The sequence below is a fragment of the Kocuria sp. KKT182 genome, assembly GCF_055635395.1.
Map to the genome: position 1 here is coordinate 2,516,780 of NZ_CM145757.1, position 21,545 is coordinate 2,538,324.

At 72.7% G+C, this 21,545-nt stretch carries 20 protein-coding genes; 8 read left to right on the plus strand and 12 right to left on the minus strand.

Annotated elements, in window-relative coordinates:
• Positions 1 to 104 precede the first annotated feature (104 nt).
• On the plus strand, positions 105 to 1,079 hold the full coding sequence (locus ACZ2G1_RS11830; protein WP_470376845.1) for an ABC transporter substrate-binding protein: 975 nt from the start codon (positions 105 to 107) through the stop codon (positions 1,077 to 1,079).
• Here ACZ2G1_RS11830 and ACZ2G1_RS11835 read toward each other — a convergent pair.
• Together ACZ2G1_RS11835 and ACZ2G1_RS11840 are read right to left on the minus strand one after the other, a co-directional pair.
• Positions 1,076 to 2,191 carry a patatin-like phospholipase family protein gene (locus ACZ2G1_RS11835; RefSeq protein WP_109268905.1) on the minus strand — a complete coding sequence of 372 codons (1,116 nt, stop codon included), beginning with the start codon at positions 2,189 to 2,191 and terminating at the stop codon, positions 1,076 to 1,078. The genes ACZ2G1_RS11830 and ACZ2G1_RS11835 overlap by 4 nt on opposite strands.
• 475 nt (positions 2,192 to 2,666) lie before the next feature.
• Positions 2,667 to 2,975: a hypothetical protein gene (locus tag ACZ2G1_RS11840; RefSeq protein ID WP_017835045.1), complete on the minus strand. Its 309-nt coding sequence runs from the start codon at positions 2,973 to 2,975 to the stop codon at positions 2,667 to 2,669.
• Positions 2,976 to 3,073: 98 nt separating this feature from the next.
• Here ACZ2G1_RS11840 and ACZ2G1_RS11845 point away from each other — a divergent pair, with 98 nt between their 5' ends.
• On the plus strand, positions 3,074 to 3,691 hold the full coding sequence (locus ACZ2G1_RS11845; RefSeq protein WP_017835046.1) for a class I SAM-dependent methyltransferase: 618 nt from the start codon (positions 3,074 to 3,076) through the stop codon (positions 3,689 to 3,691).
• A gap of 105 nt (positions 3,692 to 3,796) precedes the next feature.
• Here the strand turns inward: ACZ2G1_RS11845 and rplI are convergent, their stop codons facing one another.
• The 5 genes from rplI to ACZ2G1_RS11870 form a co-directional block, all read right to left on the minus strand.
• Complete coding sequence (gene rplI, locus ACZ2G1_RS11850; RefSeq protein ID WP_017835047.1) at positions 3,797 to 4,246, minus strand: 50S ribosomal protein L9; 450 nt, start codon at positions 4,244 to 4,246, stop codon at positions 3,797 to 3,799.
• Between the two features lie 19 nt (positions 4,247 to 4,265).
• Positions 4,266 to 4,502 (minus strand): 30S ribosomal protein S18, encoded by a 237-nt coding sequence (rpsR, locus tag ACZ2G1_RS11855; RefSeq protein ID WP_017835048.1) that lies wholly within the window; start codon positions 4,500 to 4,502, stop codon positions 4,266 to 4,268.
• 78 nt (positions 4,503 to 4,580) lie between these two features.
• Positions 4,581 to 5,231, minus strand: coding sequence for a single-stranded DNA-binding protein (locus ACZ2G1_RS11860; protein WP_017835049.1), 651 nt, complete (start codon positions 5,229 to 5,231; stop codon positions 4,581 to 4,583).
• A gap of 111 nt (positions 5,232 to 5,342) precedes the next feature.
• A complete protein-coding gene (gene rpsF / locus ACZ2G1_RS11865; RefSeq protein ID WP_017835050.1) occupies positions 5,343 to 5,648 on the minus strand; it encodes a 30S ribosomal protein S6 in 306 nt (101 codons plus the stop codon).
• A 186-nt stretch (positions 5,649 to 5,834) separates the two neighbouring features.
• Positions 5,835 to 6,257 carry a TM2 domain-containing protein gene (locus tag ACZ2G1_RS11870; protein ID WP_133409643.1) on the minus strand — a complete coding sequence of 141 codons (423 nt, stop codon included), beginning with the start codon at positions 6,255 to 6,257 and terminating at the stop codon, positions 5,835 to 5,837.
• Between the two features lie 246 nt (positions 6,258 to 6,503).
• Between ACZ2G1_RS11870 and ACZ2G1_RS11875 the strand changes: the two genes are divergently transcribed.
• The 4 genes from ACZ2G1_RS11875 (at position 6,504) to ACZ2G1_RS11890 (ending at position 12,983) form a co-directional block, all read left to right on the plus strand.
• A complete protein-coding gene (locus tag ACZ2G1_RS11875) occupies positions 6,504 to 7,532 on the plus strand; it encodes an extracellular solute-binding protein (RefSeq protein WP_470376846.1) in 1,029 nt (342 codons plus the stop codon).
• 89 nt (positions 7,533 to 7,621) lie between these two features.
• Positions 7,622 to 9,220: an ABC transporter permease gene (locus tag ACZ2G1_RS11880; protein ID WP_470376847.1), complete on the plus strand. Its 1,599-nt coding sequence runs from the start codon at positions 7,622 to 7,624 to the stop codon at positions 9,218 to 9,220.
• Complete coding sequence (locus tag ACZ2G1_RS11885; protein WP_470376848.1) at positions 9,217 to 10,401, plus strand: ABC transporter ATP-binding protein; 1,185 nt, start codon at positions 9,217 to 9,219, stop codon at positions 10,399 to 10,401. The genes ACZ2G1_RS11880 and ACZ2G1_RS11885 overlap by 4 nt, the downstream gene beginning before the upstream one ends.
• A gap of 23 nt (positions 10,402 to 10,424) precedes the next feature.
• On the plus strand, positions 10,425 to 12,983 hold the full coding sequence (locus ACZ2G1_RS11890; RefSeq protein ID WP_470376849.1) for an AMP-binding protein: 2,559 nt from the start codon (positions 10,425 to 10,427) through the stop codon (positions 12,981 to 12,983).
• Here the strand turns inward: ACZ2G1_RS11890 and ACZ2G1_RS11895 are convergent.
• The 5 genes from ACZ2G1_RS11895 to ACZ2G1_RS11915 all read right to left on the minus strand — a co-directional run bounded on the left by ACZ2G1_RS11895 (position 12,964) and on the right by ACZ2G1_RS11915 (position 19,119).
• The gene (locus ACZ2G1_RS11895; RefSeq protein ID WP_035924381.1) at positions 12,964 to 14,085 is read right to left on the minus strand and encodes a hypothetical protein; all 1,122 of its coding nucleotides are present in this window, start codon (positions 14,083 to 14,085) and stop codon (positions 12,964 to 12,966) included. The genes ACZ2G1_RS11890 and ACZ2G1_RS11895 overlap by 20 nt on opposite strands.
• Before the next feature lie 115 nt (positions 14,086 to 14,200).
• On the minus strand, positions 14,201 to 15,217 hold the full coding sequence (locus ACZ2G1_RS11900) for an ABC transporter permease subunit (protein ID WP_470376850.1): 1,017 nt from the start codon (positions 15,215 to 15,217) through the stop codon (positions 14,201 to 14,203).
• Positions 15,214 to 16,179: an ABC transporter ATP-binding protein gene (locus tag ACZ2G1_RS11905; protein ID WP_017835057.1), complete on the minus strand. Its 966-nt coding sequence runs from the start codon at positions 16,177 to 16,179 to the stop codon at positions 15,214 to 15,216. Before ACZ2G1_RS11905 ends, ACZ2G1_RS11900 begins: the two co-directional genes overlap by 4 nt.
• Positions 16,180 to 16,319: 140 nt before the next feature.
• On the minus strand, positions 16,320 to 17,555 hold the full coding sequence (locus ACZ2G1_RS11910; RefSeq protein WP_470376851.1) for a glycosyltransferase 87 family protein: 1,236 nt from the start codon (positions 17,553 to 17,555) through the stop codon (positions 16,320 to 16,322).
• Positions 17,556 to 17,706: 151 nt separating this feature from the next.
• Positions 17,707 to 19,119: a CCA tRNA nucleotidyltransferase gene (locus tag ACZ2G1_RS11915; RefSeq protein ID WP_043739739.1), complete on the minus strand. Its 1,413-nt coding sequence runs from the start codon at positions 19,117 to 19,119 to the stop codon at positions 17,707 to 17,709.
• A 124-nt stretch (positions 19,120 to 19,243) separates the two neighbouring features.
• Between ACZ2G1_RS11915 and ACZ2G1_RS11920 the strand changes: the two genes are divergently transcribed.
• Together ACZ2G1_RS11920 and murJ are read left to right on the plus strand one after the other, a co-directional pair.
• Positions 19,244 to 19,744 carry an NUDIX domain-containing protein gene (locus ACZ2G1_RS11920; protein WP_017835060.1) on the plus strand — a complete coding sequence of 167 codons (501 nt, stop codon included), beginning with the start codon at positions 19,244 to 19,246 and terminating at the stop codon, positions 19,742 to 19,744.
• A 73-nt stretch (positions 19,745 to 19,817) separates the two neighbouring features.
• Complete coding sequence (gene murJ / locus ACZ2G1_RS11925) at positions 19,818 to 21,440, plus strand: murein biosynthesis integral membrane protein MurJ (RefSeq protein WP_470377727.1); 1,623 nt, start codon at positions 19,818 to 19,820, stop codon at positions 21,438 to 21,440.
• Positions 21,441 to 21,545 lie beyond the last annotated feature (105 nt).

Below are 21,545 nucleotides of genomic sequence, written 5' to 3' on the forward strand. Positions count from 1 at the left end.
AACGGTCGCCCTCTACGGTGAGGTCACCGATGTGCGTGATGCATCTCACAGCGGATTCGCCGGTGCCGGGCGCCGGCAGGACCGACCCGAGGAAGAGGACCCCCATGAAGCACCCGTTCGCCAGAGCAGCCGCCGTCGGAACCGTCCTGACGTTCGCCCTGACCGCCTGCGGCGGCGGGGGGACCACCGGCGGCGGCGGGGGCGGCGAGGAGCTGCAGCCGCTCACCATCGGCGTCATCCCCATCGCACCCTCCGCGCCCGTGCAGCTCGCCCTCGACGAGGGCATCTTCGAGAAGCACGGCCTGGACGTCACGATCGAGACCGCCCAGGGCGGCGCCGCCATGCTCCCGGCAGTCTCGGGCGGCTCCATGGACATCGGCGTGGGCAACCCGCTCTCGGTCATCCTCGCCAAGGACCAGGGCCTCGACATGAAGATCCTCAGCGGCTACAGCAGCTCCATGGCCGAGGGCGAGGACATCACCGGCGTGGCCGCCAACCAGGACGCCGGCATCGCGTCCTGGGCCGACCTGGCCGGCAAGCGGGTCGCGGTGAACACGATCAACGGCCAGGGGGACCTCACCATCAAGGAGGCCGTGAGCAAGGCCGGCGGCGATCCCGACGCCGTGAACTTCGTGGAGATGCCCTTCCAGGACATGCCGGCTCAGCTGGAGCGCGGGGAGATCGACGCCGCCTGGGTCCCGGAGCCGTTCCTGACCCAGCTGATCAACGGCGAGCAGACCGCCCTGGTCGGCTACAACTACCAGGACACCGTCCCGGGCCTGGACACCATGGTCACCTTCAGCAGCACGGCGTTCACCGAGGAGAACCCGGAGGTCCTCGAGGACTACAACGCCGCGATCGACGAGGCGCTCCAGTTCGCCCAGGAGAACCCCGACCGGGTGCGCGAGACCATCGTGAGCTTCCTCAACATGCCGGAGGAGGTCGCCACCGACCTGCGGCTGGAGGAGTTCGACGCGGAGGTGGACCGCGACGAGCTCGAGACGCTCGCCGAGCTGATGCTCAAGTACGACGTGATCGAGACCGAGGCGAACCTGAACGAGATCGTCCAGGCCGACTAGGACCGCGGCCGCGCCGGCGGGAACTCGTCGGCGCGGTCGATGGCCTCCTCGGTCATCCGCCGGCCGAGCTCGATGAGCTCCCCGGCGCGGTGGAAGTCCAGCAGCCGCCCGGCGCTCTTCGGCACGGTGATGAGCAGGTCGGGCGGGTAGCCGGCCAGCCGGTAGCGCAGCACCATGGACTGCAGCACCTCGAGGGAGAGCTGCATGACGTCGAGCGTGCGCAGCCCCGCCGGCAGGGCGCCGAAGCCGTCCTGGGCGAGTTCCTCCGCGGTCTCCTCGGCGGCGTCCACGAGCGCGTCCTGACCGACGTCCTGGACGGCGTCCCGGACGGCGTCCTGGACGAGGGCCTCGGCGGCGTCCACCGGGGCCGACCCGGCGGGGCGCAGGAACCGGGACGGGGTGCTGCGGCCGCGCGTCTCCGCGAAGCGCTCCAGGACGCTGCGCGTCAGCTCGCGGTCCAGGACGTGGGAGGCGCTGCGCCGGAACCGCTCCGCCCACTCCTCGGACGGCCGCACGGCGGACGTCTCGTGGGCCGGGACCCTGCCCTCCCCGGACTGCTGCCCCCCGGACAGGGAGACCGCCACCGTCACGTCCGCGCGGGTGGCGACGGTCGCGGCGATGGGCACGGGGTTCATGATCCCCCCGTCGGCGAGCAGCCGGCCGTTGAGCATGACGGGGGTGATGATGCTCGGCAGAGCGATCGACGCGCGGACGGCCACGTCCACCGGGCCCTCCTGGAACCAGACCTCCTTGCGGGCGAGCAGGTCCGTGGCCACCGCCGTGAAGGGGATGGGCAGGTCCTCGATGAGCCGGCCGGCGAGCAGCTCGCGCACCTTCGCCATGATCTTCTCCGCGCGGATCACCCCGGGCGCCGAGGGGGACGGGTCCAGCAGCCGCAGCACGTCCCGCTGGCTCAGACCCAGCACCCACTGCGCGTACGCCTCCAGCTGCCCGGCGGCGTGGAGGCCGCCCACGAGCGCCCCCATCGAGCTCCCTGCCACGGTCACGATGTCGTAGCCGCGCTCCTCGAGCACCTCGATCACGCCGATGTGGGCGTAGCCGCGGGCACCGCCGCTGCCCAGCGCCAGGGCCACGCGCGTGCGTGGGGACATCCGCCGCTCCTCTCCCGCCGGGGACCGGCCACTGCACTGGACCGGCCGGGTGCCCCGAGCCTAGCCCGCCGGCCGCGGAGGGCGACTCCCCGACCGGGTGCCGGACCCGTGGCCGGACCAGCTCGGGAAGGATGGAAGACCCTATCAGCCGACGGGGTTTTCCACCCTGTGGACAACCGGTGGAAAACGCCGTGGACGGCTGTGCACAGGTTGGGGAGAACCCTGTGGAAAGTTATGCACAGGGTTCCACAAATCCCGCTCTGACCAGGAGCGACGGTGATGCACACCCTGTGCAGGGCGGACCCGGACAGCACCGGTGCCGTCCACAGCACCGTGTTCTCCGACTCGTGTTCCGGCCCACGTCGGAGGCCGGTCCGTCACGAGCACCGCGCACCCCGGACCGCCCCGAGCACCACGTGGGCGCAACGGCCCGGCACGCCCTGTTCCTGGAGCCGGAGAAGGCCTCCGCCCGCCCTCAGGACACCGAGGCGAGCAGCGCCAGCCACAGCAGCGGGTGGCAGAGCACCGACAGCCCCAGCAGCACCAGGAACCGGACCCGGTCGGACGCGAACCCGATGGCCCCCGCGAGAGCCACCACCGCCGTCACAGTGGCCCCCACCGCCGCCGCGACGAAGCCGATCACGAAGAACGCCATGGAGGTCTCGGGCCCTGCGGAGTTCCCGCCCAGGAACGCCACGACAAAAGCCAGTACGGTGAAGAGCAGGCATCCCACGCCGAACCAGTACAGGGCGGACGGCGAGACACGGGAGATCAGGGACGGCATGCACCCATTGTCTCCCGGGGAACCCGACGGCACCGCCGCACCGGCCCGCGGGTGCCCGAACGCCCGACCGACGCACCCGACCCCTCCAGGAGATCCCCGTGGACGACAACCAGCGCATGTGGGAGGACCGGTACGCCTCCGGGGGGTCCTCCCCCGACGGCGCCCAGCCGCACCCCGAGGTGGCCGCCCTCCTGGACCGGCCGGCCCGGGAGCGCACGGGCGGCCCGCCGACCGCCCTCGACCTGGGCGCGGGCACCGGCCGCCACACCCTGGCCCTGGCCGCGGCCGGCTACGACCCCACCGCCGTGGACTTCTCCCCCAGTGCCGTGCGGACGATCACCGGGGCGCTGGCGGAGCGCGGCCTGCCGGGCCGCGCCCTGGTCGCCGACCTGCGGACCTGGACGCCCGAGCAGGAGCAGCGCTCCGGGCCCGACGCCGTGCCCCCGCAGTTCGATCTGATCGTCGCCGCGTACTTCCAGCACGACCTGGCGCTGCTGCGCCGCGCCGCCGAGTGGCTCGTCCCCGGCGGCCGGCTGCTGTGGATCACCCACGCCCCCGGCAGCGTCGAGGGCCCGCCCCCGACCGTGCCCCGGCCGACCCTCCAGGAGACCGTCGCCGTGCTCGAGGGCAAGGGACTGGACCTGCTGCGCGCCGAGCAGGTGCGCACCACCGACACCGCGCTCGACGTCGTCGTCGAGGCCCTCCGGCCCCGCTGAGCGATCCCGCCGGCCGATTCCGCTGGAGACGCCGGACATGCGGAAAGGGCCCCCGCGGCGCACCGCGGGGGCCCTTTCCGTGCTTGCACGGACCGGAGGAACCGATCAGGCGGGGACGACCTCGAACTCGACGTTCGCGTTGACGTCCTCGTGCAGACGCACGGAGGCCTGGTACACACCGGTGGTCTTGATGTGCTGGTTGAGCTCGACCTTGCGCTTGTCCACGGAGCCGAGGCCGGCGGCCTCGACGGCCTTGGCCACGTCCTCGGCCTTGACGGTGCCGAAGAGGCGACCCTCGGAGCCGGCCTTGACCGGGATGGTCACGGTGGCCGAGGTCAGCTTCTGCGCCAGGACCTGGGCGTCCTCGAGCGAGGCGACCTCGCGCGCGGCGCGGGCGGCCTTGATGCTCTCGATCTGCTTCTCGCCGCCGCGCGACCACGGGGTCGCGAAGCCGCGCGGGAAGAGATAGTTGCGGGCGTACCCGTTCTTGACCTCGACCACGTCACCGGCAGCGCCGAGACCCGTGACCTCGGTCGTCAGGATGATCTTTGCCATGAGTGTCTGTCCTCTCTGATCAGCGGCCGGCGCCGGAGTAGGGCAGCAGCGCGACCTCGCGGGCGTTCTTGATCGCCAGGGCGATCTTGCGCTGCTCCTGCACGGTCACACCGGTGACGCGGCGGGCGCGGATCTTGCCGCGATCGGAGATGAACTTGCGCAGCAGCGCAACGTCCTTGTAGTCGATCTCAGTGACTTTGGCAGCCTTGAGCGGGTTCTGCTTTGGTTTGGGCTTACGGAGTTCAGCCTTGGCCATCGTGGTGCTCCTTGTTCTTCGAGTGGAGCCCGCGGCTTGTCACCGCGGGATGGGGTGGATGGGAAAAGTGCGGAAGGTCTAGAACGGCGGTTCGTCGTCCTGGCCGCTGCCCCAGTCGTAGTTCCCGCCGGAGGACTGGCTCCAGGGGTCGCTCTGGGGTGCGGCCTGCGGAGCGGGCTGGCGTCCGCCGCCGGAGCGGCCGCCCTGGCCGAAGCCGGAGCCGCCGCCCTGCTGGCCGCCGCCACCGCCGCCGAACCCGGAGTCGCCCCCGAATCCGCCGCCGGCCGGGGCGCCGGCGCCGAAGCCGCCGCCCTGCTGACCGCCGCCCTGCTGGCCGCCGAAGCCGCCGCCCTGCCCGCCGGAGCGGGCGTTGCGGTTGACCTTCGCGGAGGCGTAGCGCAGGGAAGGACCGACCTCGTCGACGTCGAGCTCGGTGACGGTGCGCCGCTCGCCTTCCTTGGTGTCGTAGGACCGCGACTTGAGCCGACCCTGGACGATGACGCGCATGCCCTTCTGCAGCGACTCCGCCACGTTCTCGGCCGCCTCGCGCCACACGGAGCAGCGGAGGAACAGGGTCTCCCCGTCCTTCCACTCGTTGGACTGGCGGTCGAAGGTGCGGGGCGTGGACGCAACGGTGAAGTTGGCCACCGCCGCACCCGACGGGGTGAAGCGCAGCTCGGGGTCAGCGGTCAGGTTGCCGATTACGGTGATGACGGTGTCACCAGCCATGTGGACCTCCCGGGTCGAGGATGTTCGCGGTCGTGCGGGACGTGCTGGGATCTCTCAAGCATCTCACCGGGGGCCCGGTCGGGGCGCCCTCGGTGATCAGTTGTGAAGTCCTTACTCGGCGGAGATCTTCTGCTCTTCCGGGCGGATGATCTTGGTGCGCATGATGGCCTCGTTGAGGTTCAGGACGCGGTCGAGCTCCTGGGTGGTCTGCGGGGTCGCGGTGAAGCGGACGACCGCGTAGATGCCCTCGGTCTTCTTCTGGATCTCGTAGGCGAGGCGACGACGGCCCCAGATGTCGACGGTGTCGACGGTCCCGTTGTCCTTGGTGACGACCTCGAGGAACTTCTTGAGAGTCGGCTCCACGGCACGATCCTCGACCTCGGGGTTGATGATCACCATCAGTTCGTACTCACGCATGTTCGAACCCACCTCCTTCGGGCTGAGCGGCTGCGGTCCTTCCGCAGCAGGAGGTTCTGTAGCGTCGTCCGCGCGCCGGCACCGCACGTCGGGCGGCGGGCACACAGACCTCACAACACTACTACACCCGCGGCTCCGCGCCCAACGGGGCGGGCGCGGTCACCGCGGTGGTCAGGGAACGGGGGCTCAGTACCGGTAGGCGCTGCGGGCGATCGAGGCGTTCACGAGGGCCGTGCGGAACGGCATGGTGAAGACGTCCACGAACATCAGCAGCATCCACGGGATCAGGAACAGGATTCCGACGCCGACCCCCGCGAGGGTCCAGCCCAGGCCGCCGAGGAACAGGTAGATCAGGCCCCAGACCGGCTGGCGCAGATAGAACTTGTGGATGCCCAGCCAGCCCAGGAAGAGCCACAGGACGTAGGCCAGGACCACGGACTTCCCGCCCACCACGTTGACCACGGGCGGCCCGGGGTACGGGGCGCCGCGCCCGCCCCCGCCGAAGGGCTGCCCGCCGAACGGCTGCCCGTGGGGCGCCCGGGAGTACCCGGCGCGGCCGGGGTCGTTGTTCAGCGGGACGGGGCGGTAGTACTCGGGCTCGGGAGCCACGCGGGTCCTTTCGGGGCGGAGGGGTCTCGACGGGTGCCGTCCACGGTCAACGGCCTGACCAGTGCAACGGCCCGTTCGGGGCGGCTATTCCGGTGCGGGCCGCCACGGCGGGGAGCTGCACAGGGTGCCGCGGTGGCGGTGCCCCGTCCACCGGGAGCGACCCGAGGGGTCCGATTAGGATACGCTTTCGTTGCCAAATGATCGTCGCGCGGTCCCCGAGCGCCGCGCCCTCCGGAAGAGGCCCCGATGCGTCGTCGTTCCCTGTACGTCACCACCGGCATCCTGACCGCGCTGACGACCCTGGTCACGGGGTGCGGCACGCTCGGTCTGGGTGAGCAGCCGGCCGACCTGCAGATCTACTCGGCACGCCACTACGACCTCGAGGGCGCCTTCGGCGAGTTCACCGACGAGACCGGCATCAGCGTCGAGTTCATCACCGGTGACGACGCCGAGCTCCTCGAACGCCTCAAGGCCGAGGGGGACGACAGTCCCGCGGACGTGTTCATGACCGTGGACGCGGGCAACCTCTGGAACGCCGCCCGGCAGGACGAGCTGGCCGCACTGGACTCCGCGACCCTCGACGAGGCGGTCCCGGAGGACCTGCGCGATCCCCAGGGCAGGTGGTACGGCCTGGCGATGCGCGCGCGCACCGTGACCTACAACCCGGACAACGTCGACACCGCGGAGTTCGACCCCGAGGAGACCTACGCGGGACTGGCCGACCCGAAGTGGCAGGACCGGCTGTGCATGCGGGACGCCACCTCGGCCTACACCCAGTCCCTCGTGGCGAGTCTGATCGACCTGCACGGCCGGGAGCGGGCGCTCGAGATCGTCGAGGGCTGGGTCGACAACGGCGTGCAGATCATGAGCAACGACATCCTCCTGCTCGAGGCGATCGACGCCGGGACCTGCGACGTGGGCATCAACAACCACTACTACCTGGCGCGCACCCTCGAGGAGAACCCGGACCTGAAGGTCGACCTCTTCTGGGCCAGCCAGGAGGGTGCCGGGACGCACGTGAACATCTCCGGGGCCGGCGTGGTCGAGGGCTCCGACAACGCCGAGGACGCCCAGCGGCTGATCGAGTGGCTCGCGACCGACGGCCAGAATGCGTTCGTGGACGCGAACCACGAGTTCCCGGTCAACCCCTCCGTGGAGCCCGCGCCCAGCATCGCGGCCTTCGGCGAGTTCGAGCGGATGCCCCTGAACGCCGAGGCCTACGGGGACCTCAACGCCGAGGCCGTCGACCTGCTGGCCGAAGCCGGGTATCAGTGACCGAACCCGCCGTCCTCGCACCGACGAGGACATCGGCCCGCCGACCACGCCGGGCGCCCGGTTCAGGGCGCCCGGCGTGGTCGGCGCTCGTGGTCCTCGTCGCCGTGGTGGTGGCCACCCCGGTCCTGGCGTTGGTCGTGGACGGCCTGGGAAGCCTGGGCTCCGCCGCCCCGCCCCGCGACCTGGGCCGGATGGTGCTCACCACGCTCCTGCTGATGCTGGGCGTGGGCGCGGGCACCCTCGTGGTGGGCGGCGGGCTCGCCTGGCTCGTGACGGCCTTCCGCTTCCCCCTGCGGGACGTCCTGGTCTGGCTGCTGGTCCTGCCCCTGGCCATGCCGGCCTACATCCTCGGCTTCGTGTTCCTCTCCGTCTTCGACGTGGCCGGACCGGTGCAGGGGGCCCTGCGCTCCGTCCTGGGGCCGGACGTGTGGGTGCCTGAGGTCCGCTCGCTGCCCGCAGCCGTGCTCGTGATGTCCCTGACCCTCTACCCGTACGTCTACCTCCTGGCGCGCTCCGCACTGGTCGAGCAGACGACCGGGACCTACGACGCCGCACGGACCCTGGGTGCGGGCCGGGGGCGCGCGCTCCGGCGGGTCCTGGTCCCCCTGGCACGGCCCTCGCTCGCGGCCGGGCTGGCGCTCGTGATGATGGAGACGCTCACCGACTTCGCCACGGTGCAGTACTTCAACGTGCAGACGGTCTCCGTGGGGGTCTACCTGGTCTGGAAGGGCACCTTCGACTTCCACTCCGCCACCCAGCTCGCCGTGCTCGTGCTGCTGTTCGCCGTGGCCGTGCTGACCGGCGAGCGACTGCTCCGGGGAAGGGCCCGGTTCCACCAGCGGGGCGGCCGCGGCCAGGGCCTGCAGCCGCAGCGGCTCACCGGGTGGCGCGCGTGGGGCGCCACCCTGCTCGCCCTCGCCGCGCTCTCCGCCGGATTCCTCGTACCCGTGCTGCAGCTGCTGGTGTGGGCCGTCGGGGAGGCCGTCGGCAACCCCGCCTCCCTCTCGGACCCGCGCTTCGCGCAGTACCTCGGCAACAGCCTCGTGGTCGCCGGGATCGCCGCCGTGGCCTGCGTGGCGCTCTCGCTCGCCGTCGCCCACGGGGTGCGGATGGGCGGCGGCCGGGCGGTGGCCTTCGCGGCGCAGCTCACGACCTTCGGCTACGCCGTTCCCGGGGCCGTGGTGGGCATCGGCGTCCTCATCGCCTTCGCCGGGCTGGACACGGCGCTGGAACGGGCGGGCGTGCCCGGGGGCACGGGTCTGCTGGTGACGGGTTCGGTGCTCGGCATCCTCTACGCCTACGTGATCCGCTTCCTCGCCCCGGCCTACCAGGCCGTGGACGCGAGCCTCGCCAAGATCTCCCCCACCGTCACCTTCTCCGCGCAGAGCCTCGGCGCGTCCCCGCTCCGCGTCCTCACCCGCGTGCACCTGCCCATCGCCCGCCCGGGGGTCGCCACGGCCCTCGTCCTCGTGATGATCGACGCCGTCAAGGAGCTGCCCATCGTGCTGCTGCTGCGCCCGTTCGGCTTCACGACGGCCTCCGTGTGGGTCTACGAGCTGGCGCGCGAGAACTTCTGGGAGAAGGCCGCCCTGCCGGCGCTCGTGATCGTGGCGGCGGCGGTGGTGCCCGTGTTCTTCCTCGTCCGGCAGGCCCACCGGGCGGACCGCCGTGGAAAGGTGTCCTCATGACCGTGCAGACCACGAGCCCTCGGACCGCGTCCGGCAGCGACGGCGCGGTGCCCGCCCTGGTCCTGGAGGCGCTGAGCAAGCACTACGGGTCCTCCGTGGGCGTCAGCGGACTGGAGCTGACGGTCCCGCCCGGCGAGCTGGTGACGCTCATCGGCCCCTCCGGCTGCGGCAAGTCCACCACGCTGCGCCTCGTGGCGGGCCTCGAACGGCCGGACGAGGGCACGATCCGGATCGCCGGGGACGTGGTGGCGGGCCGGCACCGCTTCCAGGAGCCCGAGCGGCGGAGGGTGGGTCTCGTCTTCCAGGACCACGCCCTGTTCCCGCACCTGACGGTCGCCAAGAACGTGGCCTTCGGCCTGGACCGGCTCCCGCGCGCCGAACGGAGGACCCGCGTGGGCGAGGTCCTCGAGCTCGTGCGGCTGGGACACCTCGCCCACCGCTATCCCCACGAGCTCTCCGGGGGCGAGCAGCAGCGCGTGGCCCTGGCCCGGGCGCTGGCCCCCCGCCCCGCCGTCGTGCTCCTCGACGAGCCGTTCTCCAGCCTGGACGAGTCGCTGCGCGCGCAGGTGCGCCGGGACACCGTGGCCACGCTGCGCGAGACCGGGACCACCGCCGTGCTGGTCACCCACGACCAGACGGAGGCCCTCTCGGTCGGCCACCGCGTGGTGGTCATGCACGACGGGGTGATCGAGCAGTCCGACACCCCGGAGCAGGTCTTCGAGCAGCCCGCCACCCGGTTCGTGGCGTCCTTCATGGGGGACGCCGACTTCCTGCCCGCCCGCGTCCACCGTGCGCTGCTCACGTGCGAGATCGGCATCGTCTCCACCGTGCCGGGATGGGCCAACAGCGACGTCGACGTCGACGTCGTGCTGCGCCCCCACGAGGTGGCGCTGGAGCCGGACCCCGAGTCCCCGGCGCGGGTCAGTGCGGTCGAGTACCACGGCGCGTTCGTGCTGCACCACGTCCGGCTGGCCTCCGGCCGCACGCTGCGCTCCTGGCAGCCCCACAACGTGCGCCACCCCGTGGGGACCCCCGTCGCCGTGACGGTCACGCCCGGGACCACCCCCACGCTGCTCGTCGACGACCGGGCCGTCACCGCCCCGCCCCCGCGGTCCGCCGACGGGACGTCGAACCGGCGATCCCGCATGTCGGACGAATTAGGCAATACTTTCCTTCGCTAAAGATCTTCTCTACCGTAGTGCGGGTGAGCCTTCAACCTGACCTCGCCCGGGTCGCCTTCGCCGCCGATCTCGCCCGCCACGGGGACCGCCCCGCCGTCCTCACGGGCGAGCACGTCCTGAGCTACCGGGAACTGGCGGCCCGGGTCGAGGACCTGGCCGCGCGTCTCGGCACGGAGCGCCGGCTGGCCGTGCTCGCCGCGTCCAACGACGTCGACTCCCTCGTGGCCTACCTCGCGGCCCTCACGGCCGGTCACCCGCTCCTGCTGGTCCCGGCGGACAAGCCGGCAGCCGTCGAGGCGCTGGTGGCGGCCTACGACCCCGACGTCCTGCTGCGGAGCGCCGGGAACGGGACCCCGGTCGTCGAGGAACGGCGCCCGGGCACCCGGCACGAGCTGCACCCCGACCTCGCCCTGCTGCTGAGCACCTCCGGCTCGACGGGCTCTCCGAAGCTCGTGCGGCTCTCGCACGAGAACCTGGCGGCCAACGCCGAGGCGATCGCCGAGTACCTCGGCATCGGCCCCGACGACCGCGCCGCGACCACGCTGCCGATGTCCTACTGCTACGGGCTGTCGGTGCTCAACAGCCACCTCTGCCGTGGCGCCGCGGTGGTGCTGACGGACCTCTCCGTGGTCGATCCCTGCTTCTGGGACCTCGTCCGCGCCCACCGGGCCACGTCCTTCGCGGCCGTGCCCTACACCTTCGAGCTGCTGGAGCGCGTCGGCTTCGCGGAGATGGACCTGCCGCACCTGCGCTGCGTCACGCAGGCGGGTGGACGGCTCGCCCCGGAGAAGGTCCGTCACTGGGCCGGAGCCGGCGAGCGGGCCGGCTGGGACCTGGTCGTGATGTACGGGGCCACGGAGGCCACCGCCCGGATGGCCTACCTGCCCCCCGGGCTGGCGGCCGAGCGGGCCGGGACGATCGGGGTGCCGATCCCGGGCGGGGAGTTCCGCATCGAGCCCGTGGACGGGCTGCCGGACGGCGAGCTCGTGTACAGCGGGCCCAACGTCATGCTCGGCTACGCGGAGCGCCCGGAGGATCTCGCTACCGGGCGCACGGTCGAGGACCTGCGCACCGGGGACCTCGCCCGCCGCCACCCCGACGGGCTCTACGAGGTGGTGGGGCGGCGCAGCCGGTTCGTCAAGATCGTGGGCCTGCGCGTGGACCTCGGGCAGGTCGAACGGATCCTCGCCGAGTTCGGCGTGAGCGCGGCCGCCGCGGGCTCCGACGAGCGTGTGGTCGTGGCCGCCGAGGGCGAGCAGGACACGGCCCTGCTCGCCAAGGTCGTGGCCGAGAGCATCGGCCTGCCCCGCCCTGCCGTCGAGGTGCACCCCGTGGAGGAGCTGCCCCGGCTGGGCACGGGCAAGGTGGACTACCCGGCGGTCCTGGCGCTCGGCACACCGCCCCCCGTCGCCGAGGCGGTGCCGCGCCGGGCGGAGGGACCCGAGGACGTCCGGCGGATCTTCGCCGACGTGCTCGACCGCCCCGACGTCGGCGACGACGACACGTTCGTCTCCCTCGACGGGGACTCGCTGTCCTACGTGGCGGCCTCCGTCCGTCTCGAGCAGGCCCTGGGGCACCTCCCCACGGACTGGCACCTCACCTCCGTCCGCGACCTGGCGGCCCGGGCCGCCCCCCGGCGGCGGCGGCTCGTGTCGTTCCTGGAGACCGGCATCGTGCTGCGGGCCGTGGCCATCGTGCTGATCGTGATGACGCACGTGGAGCTGTTCACGCTCCAGACCGCCCATGTGCTCTTCGCCGTGGCCGGCTACAACTTCGCCCGGTTCCAGCTCCACGGCGAACGGCTCCCGCGCCTGCGGCGCCAGCTGCGCAGCCTCGGACGGATCGTGCTGCCCTCCGCGGCGTTCATCGCCCTGGCGCACCTGCTCACCGACGACTACACCTGGGCGAACGTCCTCCTGCTCAACGGCATCGTGGGGCCGCAGCACTTGACGACGCAGTGGCACTTCTGGTTCGTGGAGATGCTCGTCTACGTGCTCGTGGCCGTCACGGCGCTCATGGCGCTGCCGTGGGCGGACCGCGCCGAACGGCGCTTCCCGCTGGCGTTCCCGCTCGCGCTGCTCGCGATCGGGCTGCTCAGCCGGTACGACATCGTGGACCCGGGGCTGCCGAAGCCCGCCCCGGTCTTCTGGCTCTTCGCGCTCGGCTGGGCCGCCGCCCGGACACGGACGGTCCTGGAACGGTCTCTCGTCACTCTCCTCACGCTCCTGACGGTGCCGGGGTACTTCGACAGCACCGTGCGGGAGGTCACGGTGATCACCGGTGTCCTCCTGCTGCTGTGGGTGACCGCGCTGCCCGTTCCGGCCGGCCTGCGGCGCGTCACGGGATGGCTGGCCGCGGCCTCCCTGTACGTCTACCTCACCCACTGGCTGGTCTATCCCGCCCTGCTGCCGGTCTCGCCCGTCCTGGCCGTGGTCGCCTCCCTCGTGGCAGGGGTGGCCTACTGGGTGCTGGCCGACCGGGTGCTGGGAGGTCTCCGGCGCGCGCCCGCGCGCACGGCGGCACCCGTCGAGGCGACGCCCGCCGAGGCGGCGCCGCCCGCGACTACTCCAGGCCCACGCTGATCTCGGCGCTCTGGCCCGTGGAGCGCACGGCGGCGCGGACGGGGAACTCGATCCGCTCCGTGACGGTCTCCCCGTCCTCCTCGTAGCTCAGCCGCGCCTCCGCGGGCCGGTGCGCGTCCGCCGTCCAGCGCAGCGGGTCCGCCGGGTCCGGGACCAGGACCAGGGCGGGCCGGGAGACCAGCCGCCACCGGACGCCGGTGATCTCCGGGTCCGGCGTCCCGGTCGCCGCCGCGGACGGCTCGAGCGGCTCCTGCGGGGCCGCCCAGCGCCGGGACGAGGGGCAGTCCTCGGGGGACAGCTCGTCGGAGTCGGTGCAGCTCTCCAGCCATTCCTCGATCCGGTCGTCGACCTCCTGCCACATCCTCGGGGAGGGCTCGATCCGCAGCGCCACCGAGGCCGGTGCCGGATCCCGGAACGCCACGGTGTGCGGCTCCAGGGGCGGGTCCGCCGTGTAGTAGGAGTTCCCGGGCAGCCCGATCGCGTAGTTCCCGGGCAGGGCCTCGAAGCGCCAGGTGCCGCCGGGGCCCTCGGGGTCGGGCACCCGGTCGTCCGGGTCCGGGCGGACGGTCTCCCCGTTGACGGAGAGCTCGTCGAGGGGGGCGGGCAGGTGGATCGAGAAGGGGGCCGCGTCCGGGGAGTCGAGCTGCCACTGGTCGTTGAAGGGACCGCTGCGCCGCACCTGGTGCACCCCGTAGACGTGGACCTCCTCCCGGTCCCGGGCGCCGTCGGGTCCGTCCCACCACACGCGCGCCCGGATCTCGGCGCGGCTCCCGCGGCGGTCCACGCCCAGGATCTCGTAGCCGCCGATCCGCCCCGCGGCGTTGCGGTACACGCGGTTCGAGAAGATGTTCAGGGTGGGGTCCGCCACGACGGCCTCGGTGCGGGACAGCAGCTGCCGCGAGCGCCCGTTCTCGAGCCCGCCGAGCCACGTGGCCACCGGGTCCTGCGGCTCCCGGTCCACGAAGACCCAGTTGACCACGGAGCTGAACACGGTCACGAGGACCACCACGACCGTCAGCCAGTGCAGCAGGGTCCGCCGCAGGCCCCGGGCGTCGACCGCGGAGAGGGCCTCGCCGGCCTCCCGCTCCCGTGACACCGACACCGCAGCTCCCGTTCCCCAGGGGTCCGTCCGGCACTCGGCCCGGACGGTGCGGGCCGCGTCCCGGCCCACCAGCTCACATCGTAGGGCCGGCGTCGCCGCCGGGACGGAAGAACCGCTAGAGCGCGCGCCTCCGGGTGGCCAGGATCCCGGCCGCGACGAGCACCAGGCCCCAGGCGCCGTAGACGAGGCCGGACTCCACGTGGGTGAGCACCGGGTCGGCGGACTGGTACATCGTGGTCAGCTGGGTGCCGGCCGCCCCCGGGGAGTACGGCTTGACGTCCTCGAGCCACTCGAAGGACAGCGCGAACAGCACGATCTCCAGGACCATCACCAGCACCACGAGCACCACGATCCCCCACGTCGTGGACTTCAGCAGGGCCCCGAGCCCGAAGCCCAGCCACGCGGTGACCATGTAGAAGACGCCCACCGCCAGGACGTTGAGCAGGACGGGCTCCTGCCACACGTCGTAGCCGAGGTCCCCGCCCGCCAGGACCGGCTGGACGACGAGGTGGCACAGGAGCCCGCTGAGCACCCCGAAGAGGAACGCGACCACGGAGAGCACCACGGTCTTGGCGAGCATCACCGGGGTGCGCCGCGGCACCGCCGTCATGGTGGTGCGGATGGCGCCGGTGGCGTACTCGGAGCCGATGAACAGCACGGCCAGCGCTCCCAGGAGCAGCATGACGAGCTGCAGGCCGCTGTTGGCGCTGGTCATGGCCAGGTACTCGCTGAAGCCCATTCCGTCCGGCAGGGCAATGTCGGACTGCGCGGCGATCTGCCGGTCCGACTCGGCGGCGAACGAGTCCTGTTGCTGCTGGACCTCCTCCTCGGTGAGCCCGAGCTCCTCCGGGGACCGTCCGTCCAGCGACTCGTCGACCTGCTCCTGCGCGGCCTGCTCGTTGAAGCTCTGCAGCGACGTGGTGCTCCAGGCGCCCAGCGCTGCGAATCCGAGGGAGAGCAGCAGGGCGACGCCGAGCAGGATCCAGTGCGAGCGCAGGGAGCGGAACTTGATCCACTCCGAGTGCAGGACCCGGCCGAAGCCCAGCCGCACCCGGGACGCGGGGTCGGACGGCCCGGTGCGCTCCGGTGCGCCGGTCTGCGGGCGGGGGGCGGTCGAGGTGCTGGTGCTCATGCTCGGTCTCCGGTTCGTGCGTCGGCGCCCGCCCAGGGCGCCGGGTCGGTCGGTGCGGGAGCGCCGCCGGAGCGGTACTCGACCTCGTTCTGGGTCATGGCCATGTACACGTCCTCGAGGGTCTCCGTGAGGGGGGTGAGCTCGTGGACCAGCACCCCGTGGGAGAGGGCGGCCTCGGCGATGCGCCGCGGCTCCGGCCCCGTGACCAGGAGCCCGTCGTCGTCGAACTCCGTGATGCCGGCGTCCGTGCCCTGCAGGGCGCGGCGCATCGCCTCCCGGTCGGTGGCGCGCAGCCGGGTGCGCGTGCGGCCCCCGGCGAGGATCTGCTGGATCGGCGCGTCCGCGAGGATCCGGCCCCGGCCGATCACCACGAGGTGGTCGGCGGTCTGCGCCATCTCGGACATGAGGTGGGAGGACAGGAAGACCGTGCGGCCCTCCGAGGCGAGGAACTTGGCGAGGTGGCGCACCCACACCACGCCCTCGGGGTCCAGTCCGTTGACGGGCTCGTCGAGGATCACGGTGTGCGGGTCGCCGATCAGCGCCGCGGCGATCCCGAGGCGCTGGCCCATGCCGAGGGAGAAGCCTCCCACCCGCTTGTCGGCCGCGGCCCCGAGCCCGGTGAGGTCCACGACCTCCTGGACGCGGGACTTCGCGATGCCGTGGGTCGCGGCGAGCGCCGAGAGGTGTGCGCGCGCGGTGCGCCGGGGGTGGACCGCCTTCGCGTCCAGCAGCACCCCGACCTCCGCGAGCGGCGCCCGGTGCTGGGCGTACGGCCTGCCGTTGACGCGGGTGTGGCCCCGGGTCGCGGACTCCAGCCCGACGACGAGGCGCATCGTGGTCGACTTGCCGGCCCCGTTGGGCCCCAGGAACCCGGTCACCTTGCCGGGGCGGACGGTGAAGCTGACGTCGTCCACCGCCGTCTTGCCGCCGTAGGTCTTCGTCAGGTTCTCGATCTCGATCACCGGCGCTCCTCCCGAGCACTCGTCTGTTCTTCTCCGCCACCAACCTACGGGAGAGCCGGCGCGGGACGGCACCGCCGTCAGGATGAACCCGTGCGGGCGTGGCGGCCGCCGGTCTCCCCCTCCCGGCGGAGCCGGGACGCTCAACCGGCCTCGGAGAGCCCGATCCGCCGCGCCTGACCGCCCCGCAGGACGTCGACCGCGACCGCGACCACCAGGAGGACGAGGAGCAGCACGCGCACCGCCGCGAGCAGGTCCTGCGCGTCCCAGCCGATCAGGCCGAGCCCGGGCAGCACCGGCCAGGTCGGCTCGGGCAGGACCAGGGTGGTCCACCACAGGACCTCGACGAGCTGCCAGGCGGCGAACTCGAGCCAGTTGCGCCGGCTGAGCACCACGAGGGGCGCCAGCCAGAGCACGTGGACGAGGGAGTAGGCGGGGCCGGAGAGCACGAGCACGGCCAGCAGGAGGAACGCGATCTGGACGACGCTGGGCTCCTGCCGGGTGAGCAGGGTCAGCACGAGCACCGCCACGAGACCCAGCACGAGGGCCAGGAGCACCCACTGCCCCGCCCCCGCCGGGTCCGGGGCCGCACCCGTGCGCGCCTGCTCCACCCGGGCCCAGACGCCCCAGGAGGAGGAGCCCTCCACGGGCCCGTCCCAGGGCAGGCGGAGCTGCCGGACCCACCGGTCCGGGGCGGAGAGCAGGAACGGCCCGTTGACCAGCGCCCAGGTGAGCAGCGTCCCGGCCAGGACCACCGCGAAGTCCCGGAACTGCCGGTACCGCACGGCCAGGAGCAGCACGGCCAGGAGGACCACCAGGGGGAACAGCGCCACGGACGCCGCGAGACCCAGCAGGATCCCCGCCGGCACGGGGCTGCCCCGGACGTGGAAGAGCAGCGCCAGCATCATCAGCAGCACGGCCCACAGGTCCCACGTGCCGAAGCCCACCAGGACCGCCACCGGTGCGAGCGCCAGCACGAACGCGTCCGCGCCGCGCCTGCCGGAGAGCGCGGAGACCGCGGCCACCGTGCCGATCCACACCAGGGCCAGCAGCAGCACGGAGAGGTCGGCGAACACGCCCCGGTCCACGTCCGTCCCGAACAGCGCGGAGAGGCGGGCCGCGAACCAGCCGACCACCGTGGTGATCATCCCGACCAGGGCGGGCTGGTCCCCCGCGGGCCCGCCCGTGAAGAACCCGCCCGCCCCGGACGCCTCGCCGGGCGCGATCTCGGAGGCGCACAGCGCGGGCAGGCTCTCCGCGGCGCCCCAGCCGGGCACCCGGCAGGGCAGCCGCAGCAGCCAGGCCGTCATGACCGCGTAGAGGCTCAGGCCGACGAGCAGCGCCCGGTGGCCGCCCCGGGACCCGCCCAGGGGGCTCACGGCCCCTCCCGCCGTCCGCGCAGCACGCCCGCCCCGACCCCGACCCCGGCCCGAAGGACCGCAGTGAGGTCGGAAGATATGTCTTCACCGATATATGCACTCCGGGGGCAGCAGAGGACGTTCCCGGCGGCGCCGGCGCCGGACCGGGGGCTCACAGGGTGTCCGCGGCCCAGGCCCGCAGCCGCCGCTCGGCCTCCTCCGGCCCCAGCTCCCCCTCGTCCAGGCGCAGGTCCAGCAGGAACTTGTAGGCCCGGCCCACCGCCGGCCCCGGCGGGATGCCGAGCACCGCCATGATCCGCTCGCCGTCCAGCTCCGGCCGCACGGCGTCGAGCTCCTCGCGCGCGGAGAGCTCCTCGATCCGCGCCTCGAGGTCGTCGTAGGCGGCGGCGAGCCGTGCCACCTTCCGCCGGTTCCGGGAGGTCACGTCCGCCCGCGTGAGCCGGTGCAGCCGCTCCAGGCACTCCCCGGCGTCCCGGACGTAGCGGCGCACGGCGGAGTCGGTCCACTCGGCGTCCCCGTAGCCGTAGAAGCGCATGTGCAGCTCGACCAGCCGGCCCACCGTCCTGATCGTGTCGTTGTCGAAGCGCAGGGCCCGCATCCGCTTGGCCGTGAGCTTCGCGCCCACCACCTCGTGGTGGCGGAAGCTCACGGCACCGGACTCCTCGAAGCGCCGGGTCGCGGGCTTGCCGACGTCGTGCATGAGCGCGGCGAAGCGCAGCGCGAAGTCGGGCCCGGGCACGGGGCCGTCCGGACCGGACTCCAGGGCCGCGGCCTGCTCCATGACGGTCAGGGAGTGCTGGTAGACGTCCTTGTGCCGGTGGTGCTCGTCCGTCTCGAGCTGGAGCGCGGGCACCTCGGGCAGCACGACCTCGGCGAGCCCCGTGCTCACCAGGAGGTCGATGCCGCGGCGGGGCCGGCGCCCGCAGACCAGCTTGACGAGCTCCTCCCGCACGCGCTCGGCCGAGACGATCGCGATGCGCTCCGCCATGCCGGTCATGGCCGCGCGCACCTCGGGCGCCACCTCGACGTCGAGCTGGGACGCGAAGCGGGCGGCGCGCATCATGCGCAGGGGGTCGTCCGAGAAGGAGTCCTCCGGGGCGCCCGGGGTGCGCAGCGCCCGGGCGTGCAGGTCCTTGATCCCGCCGTGCGGGTCCACGAGCTCCAGGCCGGGCAGCCGCAGCGCCATGGCGTTGATGGTGAAGTCGCGGCGGAACAGGTCGTCCTCGAGGGAGTCGCCGAAGGCCACCTGCGGCTTGCGGGAGTCCGCGTCGTAGGCCTCGGCCCGGTAGGTGGTCACCTCCAGCTGGACGTCGCCGCGGCGCATCCCGATGGTCCCGAAGGCGCGGCCGATCTCCCACACCGCATCCGCCCACCCCGTGACCACGGCGAGCGTCTCCTCGGGAGTCGCGTCGGTGGTGAAGTCCAGGTCCAGGGAGGGCCGGCCGAGGAAGAGGTCCCGCACGGGCCCGCCCACGAGGGAGAGCTCGTGGCCGGCGGCGGAGAACCGCCGCCCCAGGTCGAGGGCGGCGGGGTGGATCGCGTGGGCGTCGGGGAGCTGCGTCATGGTGCCGCCCATTGTTCCAGACCCCGGGGCGCGGACCCGGCCGCCGCGGCCCCGCCGGAACCGACCGCCGGAGCCCCTCCCCCGCTCCGGCGGGAGCCCGGGCGATTGTGGCAAGGTAGGAGACATGGCTTTCCCCGTACCCAGCGCACCGAAGAAGCGGCCGACCGCGCCGGCCGCTGCGCTGCCCACGGTCGAGGAAGTCTCCGCCGGCGGGATCGTCGTCGACCTCGGCGCGCCCTCCCACCCGGTGGCCATCATCGCCCGGATCAACCGCGGCGGGCGCCTCGAGTGGTGCCTGCCCAAGGGCCACCCCGAGGGCGAGGAGTCCAACGAGGAAGCCGCGATCCGCGAGATCGAGGAGGAGACCGGCATCGCCGGTGAGGTGCTGAGCCCGCTGGGCAGCATCGACTACTGGTTCACGGTCTCCGGGCACCGCGTGCACAAGACGGTGCACCACTTCCTGCTGCGCGCCACGGGCGGTCACCTCACCACGGACAACGACCCCGACCACGAGGCCGTGGACGTCGCCTGGGTGAACATCGACGACCTCGGCCGGAAGCTCTCCTTCCCCAACGAACGGCGCATCGCCGACATCGCCCGTGAATACATCATCCACCAGCTCTGAGACCGCGGAGCCCTCCGGGAAGGGCCCCCCGGCGGCCCCGGCCCGCCGCTCGGGCGCGGCCTCCAGCGCCATCATGGCCTCGGGCACGCTCGTCTCCCGCGCGCTGGGGTTCGTCAAGACGGTCCTCATCACGGTGGCGATCGGCTCCATCACGACCGTCTCCGACGTCTTCGAGCTCGCGAACACGCTGCCGAACCTGATCTACGTCCTCGTGGCGGGCGGCATCTTCAACGCCGTCCTGGTGCCGCAGATCATCAAGGCCTCCAGGACCGCCGACGACGGCGGAGCCGACTACATCGCCCGCCTGCTCACCCTCGCCGTGCTCGCCCTGCTGGGCGTCACGGTGGTCGTGGTGCTGCTGGCGGGACCCATCATCCGGACCATGGGCACCGACTGGACCGAGGAGCAGCTCTCGCTCGGGCTGACGTTCGCGCTGTTCACGTTCCCGCAGATCTTCTTCTACGGCCTCTACACCGTGGTGGGACAGGTCCTGAACGCCCGCGGCGCCTTCGGCTGGTACATGTGGGCGCCGGTGGTCAACAACGTGGTGGCCATCGCCGCGCTGCTCGTGTTCGTCCAGCAGTTCGGAGCGTACGCCGAGACGGTGCACACCCTCGAGAACTGGTCCCCGACCAAGACCTTCTGGCTGGCGGCCATGGCCACGGTGGGCGTCGCGGCCCAGGCCCTCGTGCTGTTCTGGCCGCTGCGCCGGCTCGGGCTGGGACTGCGCCCGAAGTTCGGCTGGCGCGGCATCGGCCTCTCCACCGCGGCGCGGCTCGCGGGCTGGACCCTCGCCACCGGGGTCCTCGCCAACCTCGCGTTCCTGACCCTGACCAAGGTCGCGGCGATCCCCACCGGCTACCGCCCGGAGTACCTCGCGATGGACCCGCCGCAGCAGATCGCGGGCGTGGCGGCCCTCAACCAGGCCTCGATGCTGTACTCCCTCCCGCACGGGGTGATCGGGCTGTCCATCGCCACGGTGCTGTTCAACCGGATGGCCGCCGCCTCGACGGACGGGGACCGGGCCGGGATGGTCGCGTCCCTGTCCTCGAGCCTGCGCATCACCGGGGTGGCGACGGTCTTCGCCACCGTCGCCCTGGTGGTCTTCGCCGGCCCCCTCGGCATGCTCTTCAGCGGCGGCGTCCCCTCCGCGGGGGCCGTGGTCGGCCAGGTGATCACGGTGATCGCGATCGGCGCGCCCTTCATGTCGGTGTCCTTCATGCTCGGCCGGGCGTTCTACGCGCAGGAGGACGCCCTCACCCCGTTCCTCGTGCAGGTCGGCGTCGCCCTCTTCACCGTGGTCTCGGCGCTGCTGATCTGGTCGTTCGTCCCGCCGGACCTCATCGTCTTCGCGGTCGCCGCGTGCTACGCGGCCCAGAACGTCCTGAGCGCGCTGATCTACCACGTGGTCCTGGTCCGCCGGATCGGGGACTACGACGTGGCCCGGATCGTGGACTCCCACGCCCGGATCCTCGTGGCGTCCCTGCTCGCCGGCGCGGTGGGCGCCGTGGCGCTGTTCCTGCTCGGCGGATACGACCCCGCCGGCTTCCCCTGGACCAACCAACTGACGGCGATCGCGACCGTCGCCGCGGGCGGGACCGTCATGGGGATCGCCTACCTGGGCGCCCTCAAGCTCTGCCGCGTCCGGGAGCTCGACAGCCTCGTGCGCCCGCTCCTCGCGCGCCTCGGCCGCTGACCGCCCCGACCGGGCGGACCGGACGGAGCGAGCGCCCGAACCGGCCGTGTGACGAGGCTCTCGGCCGCGGAAGGCCGGGACCGGTAAAGTGCTGAGTGGTCGGTG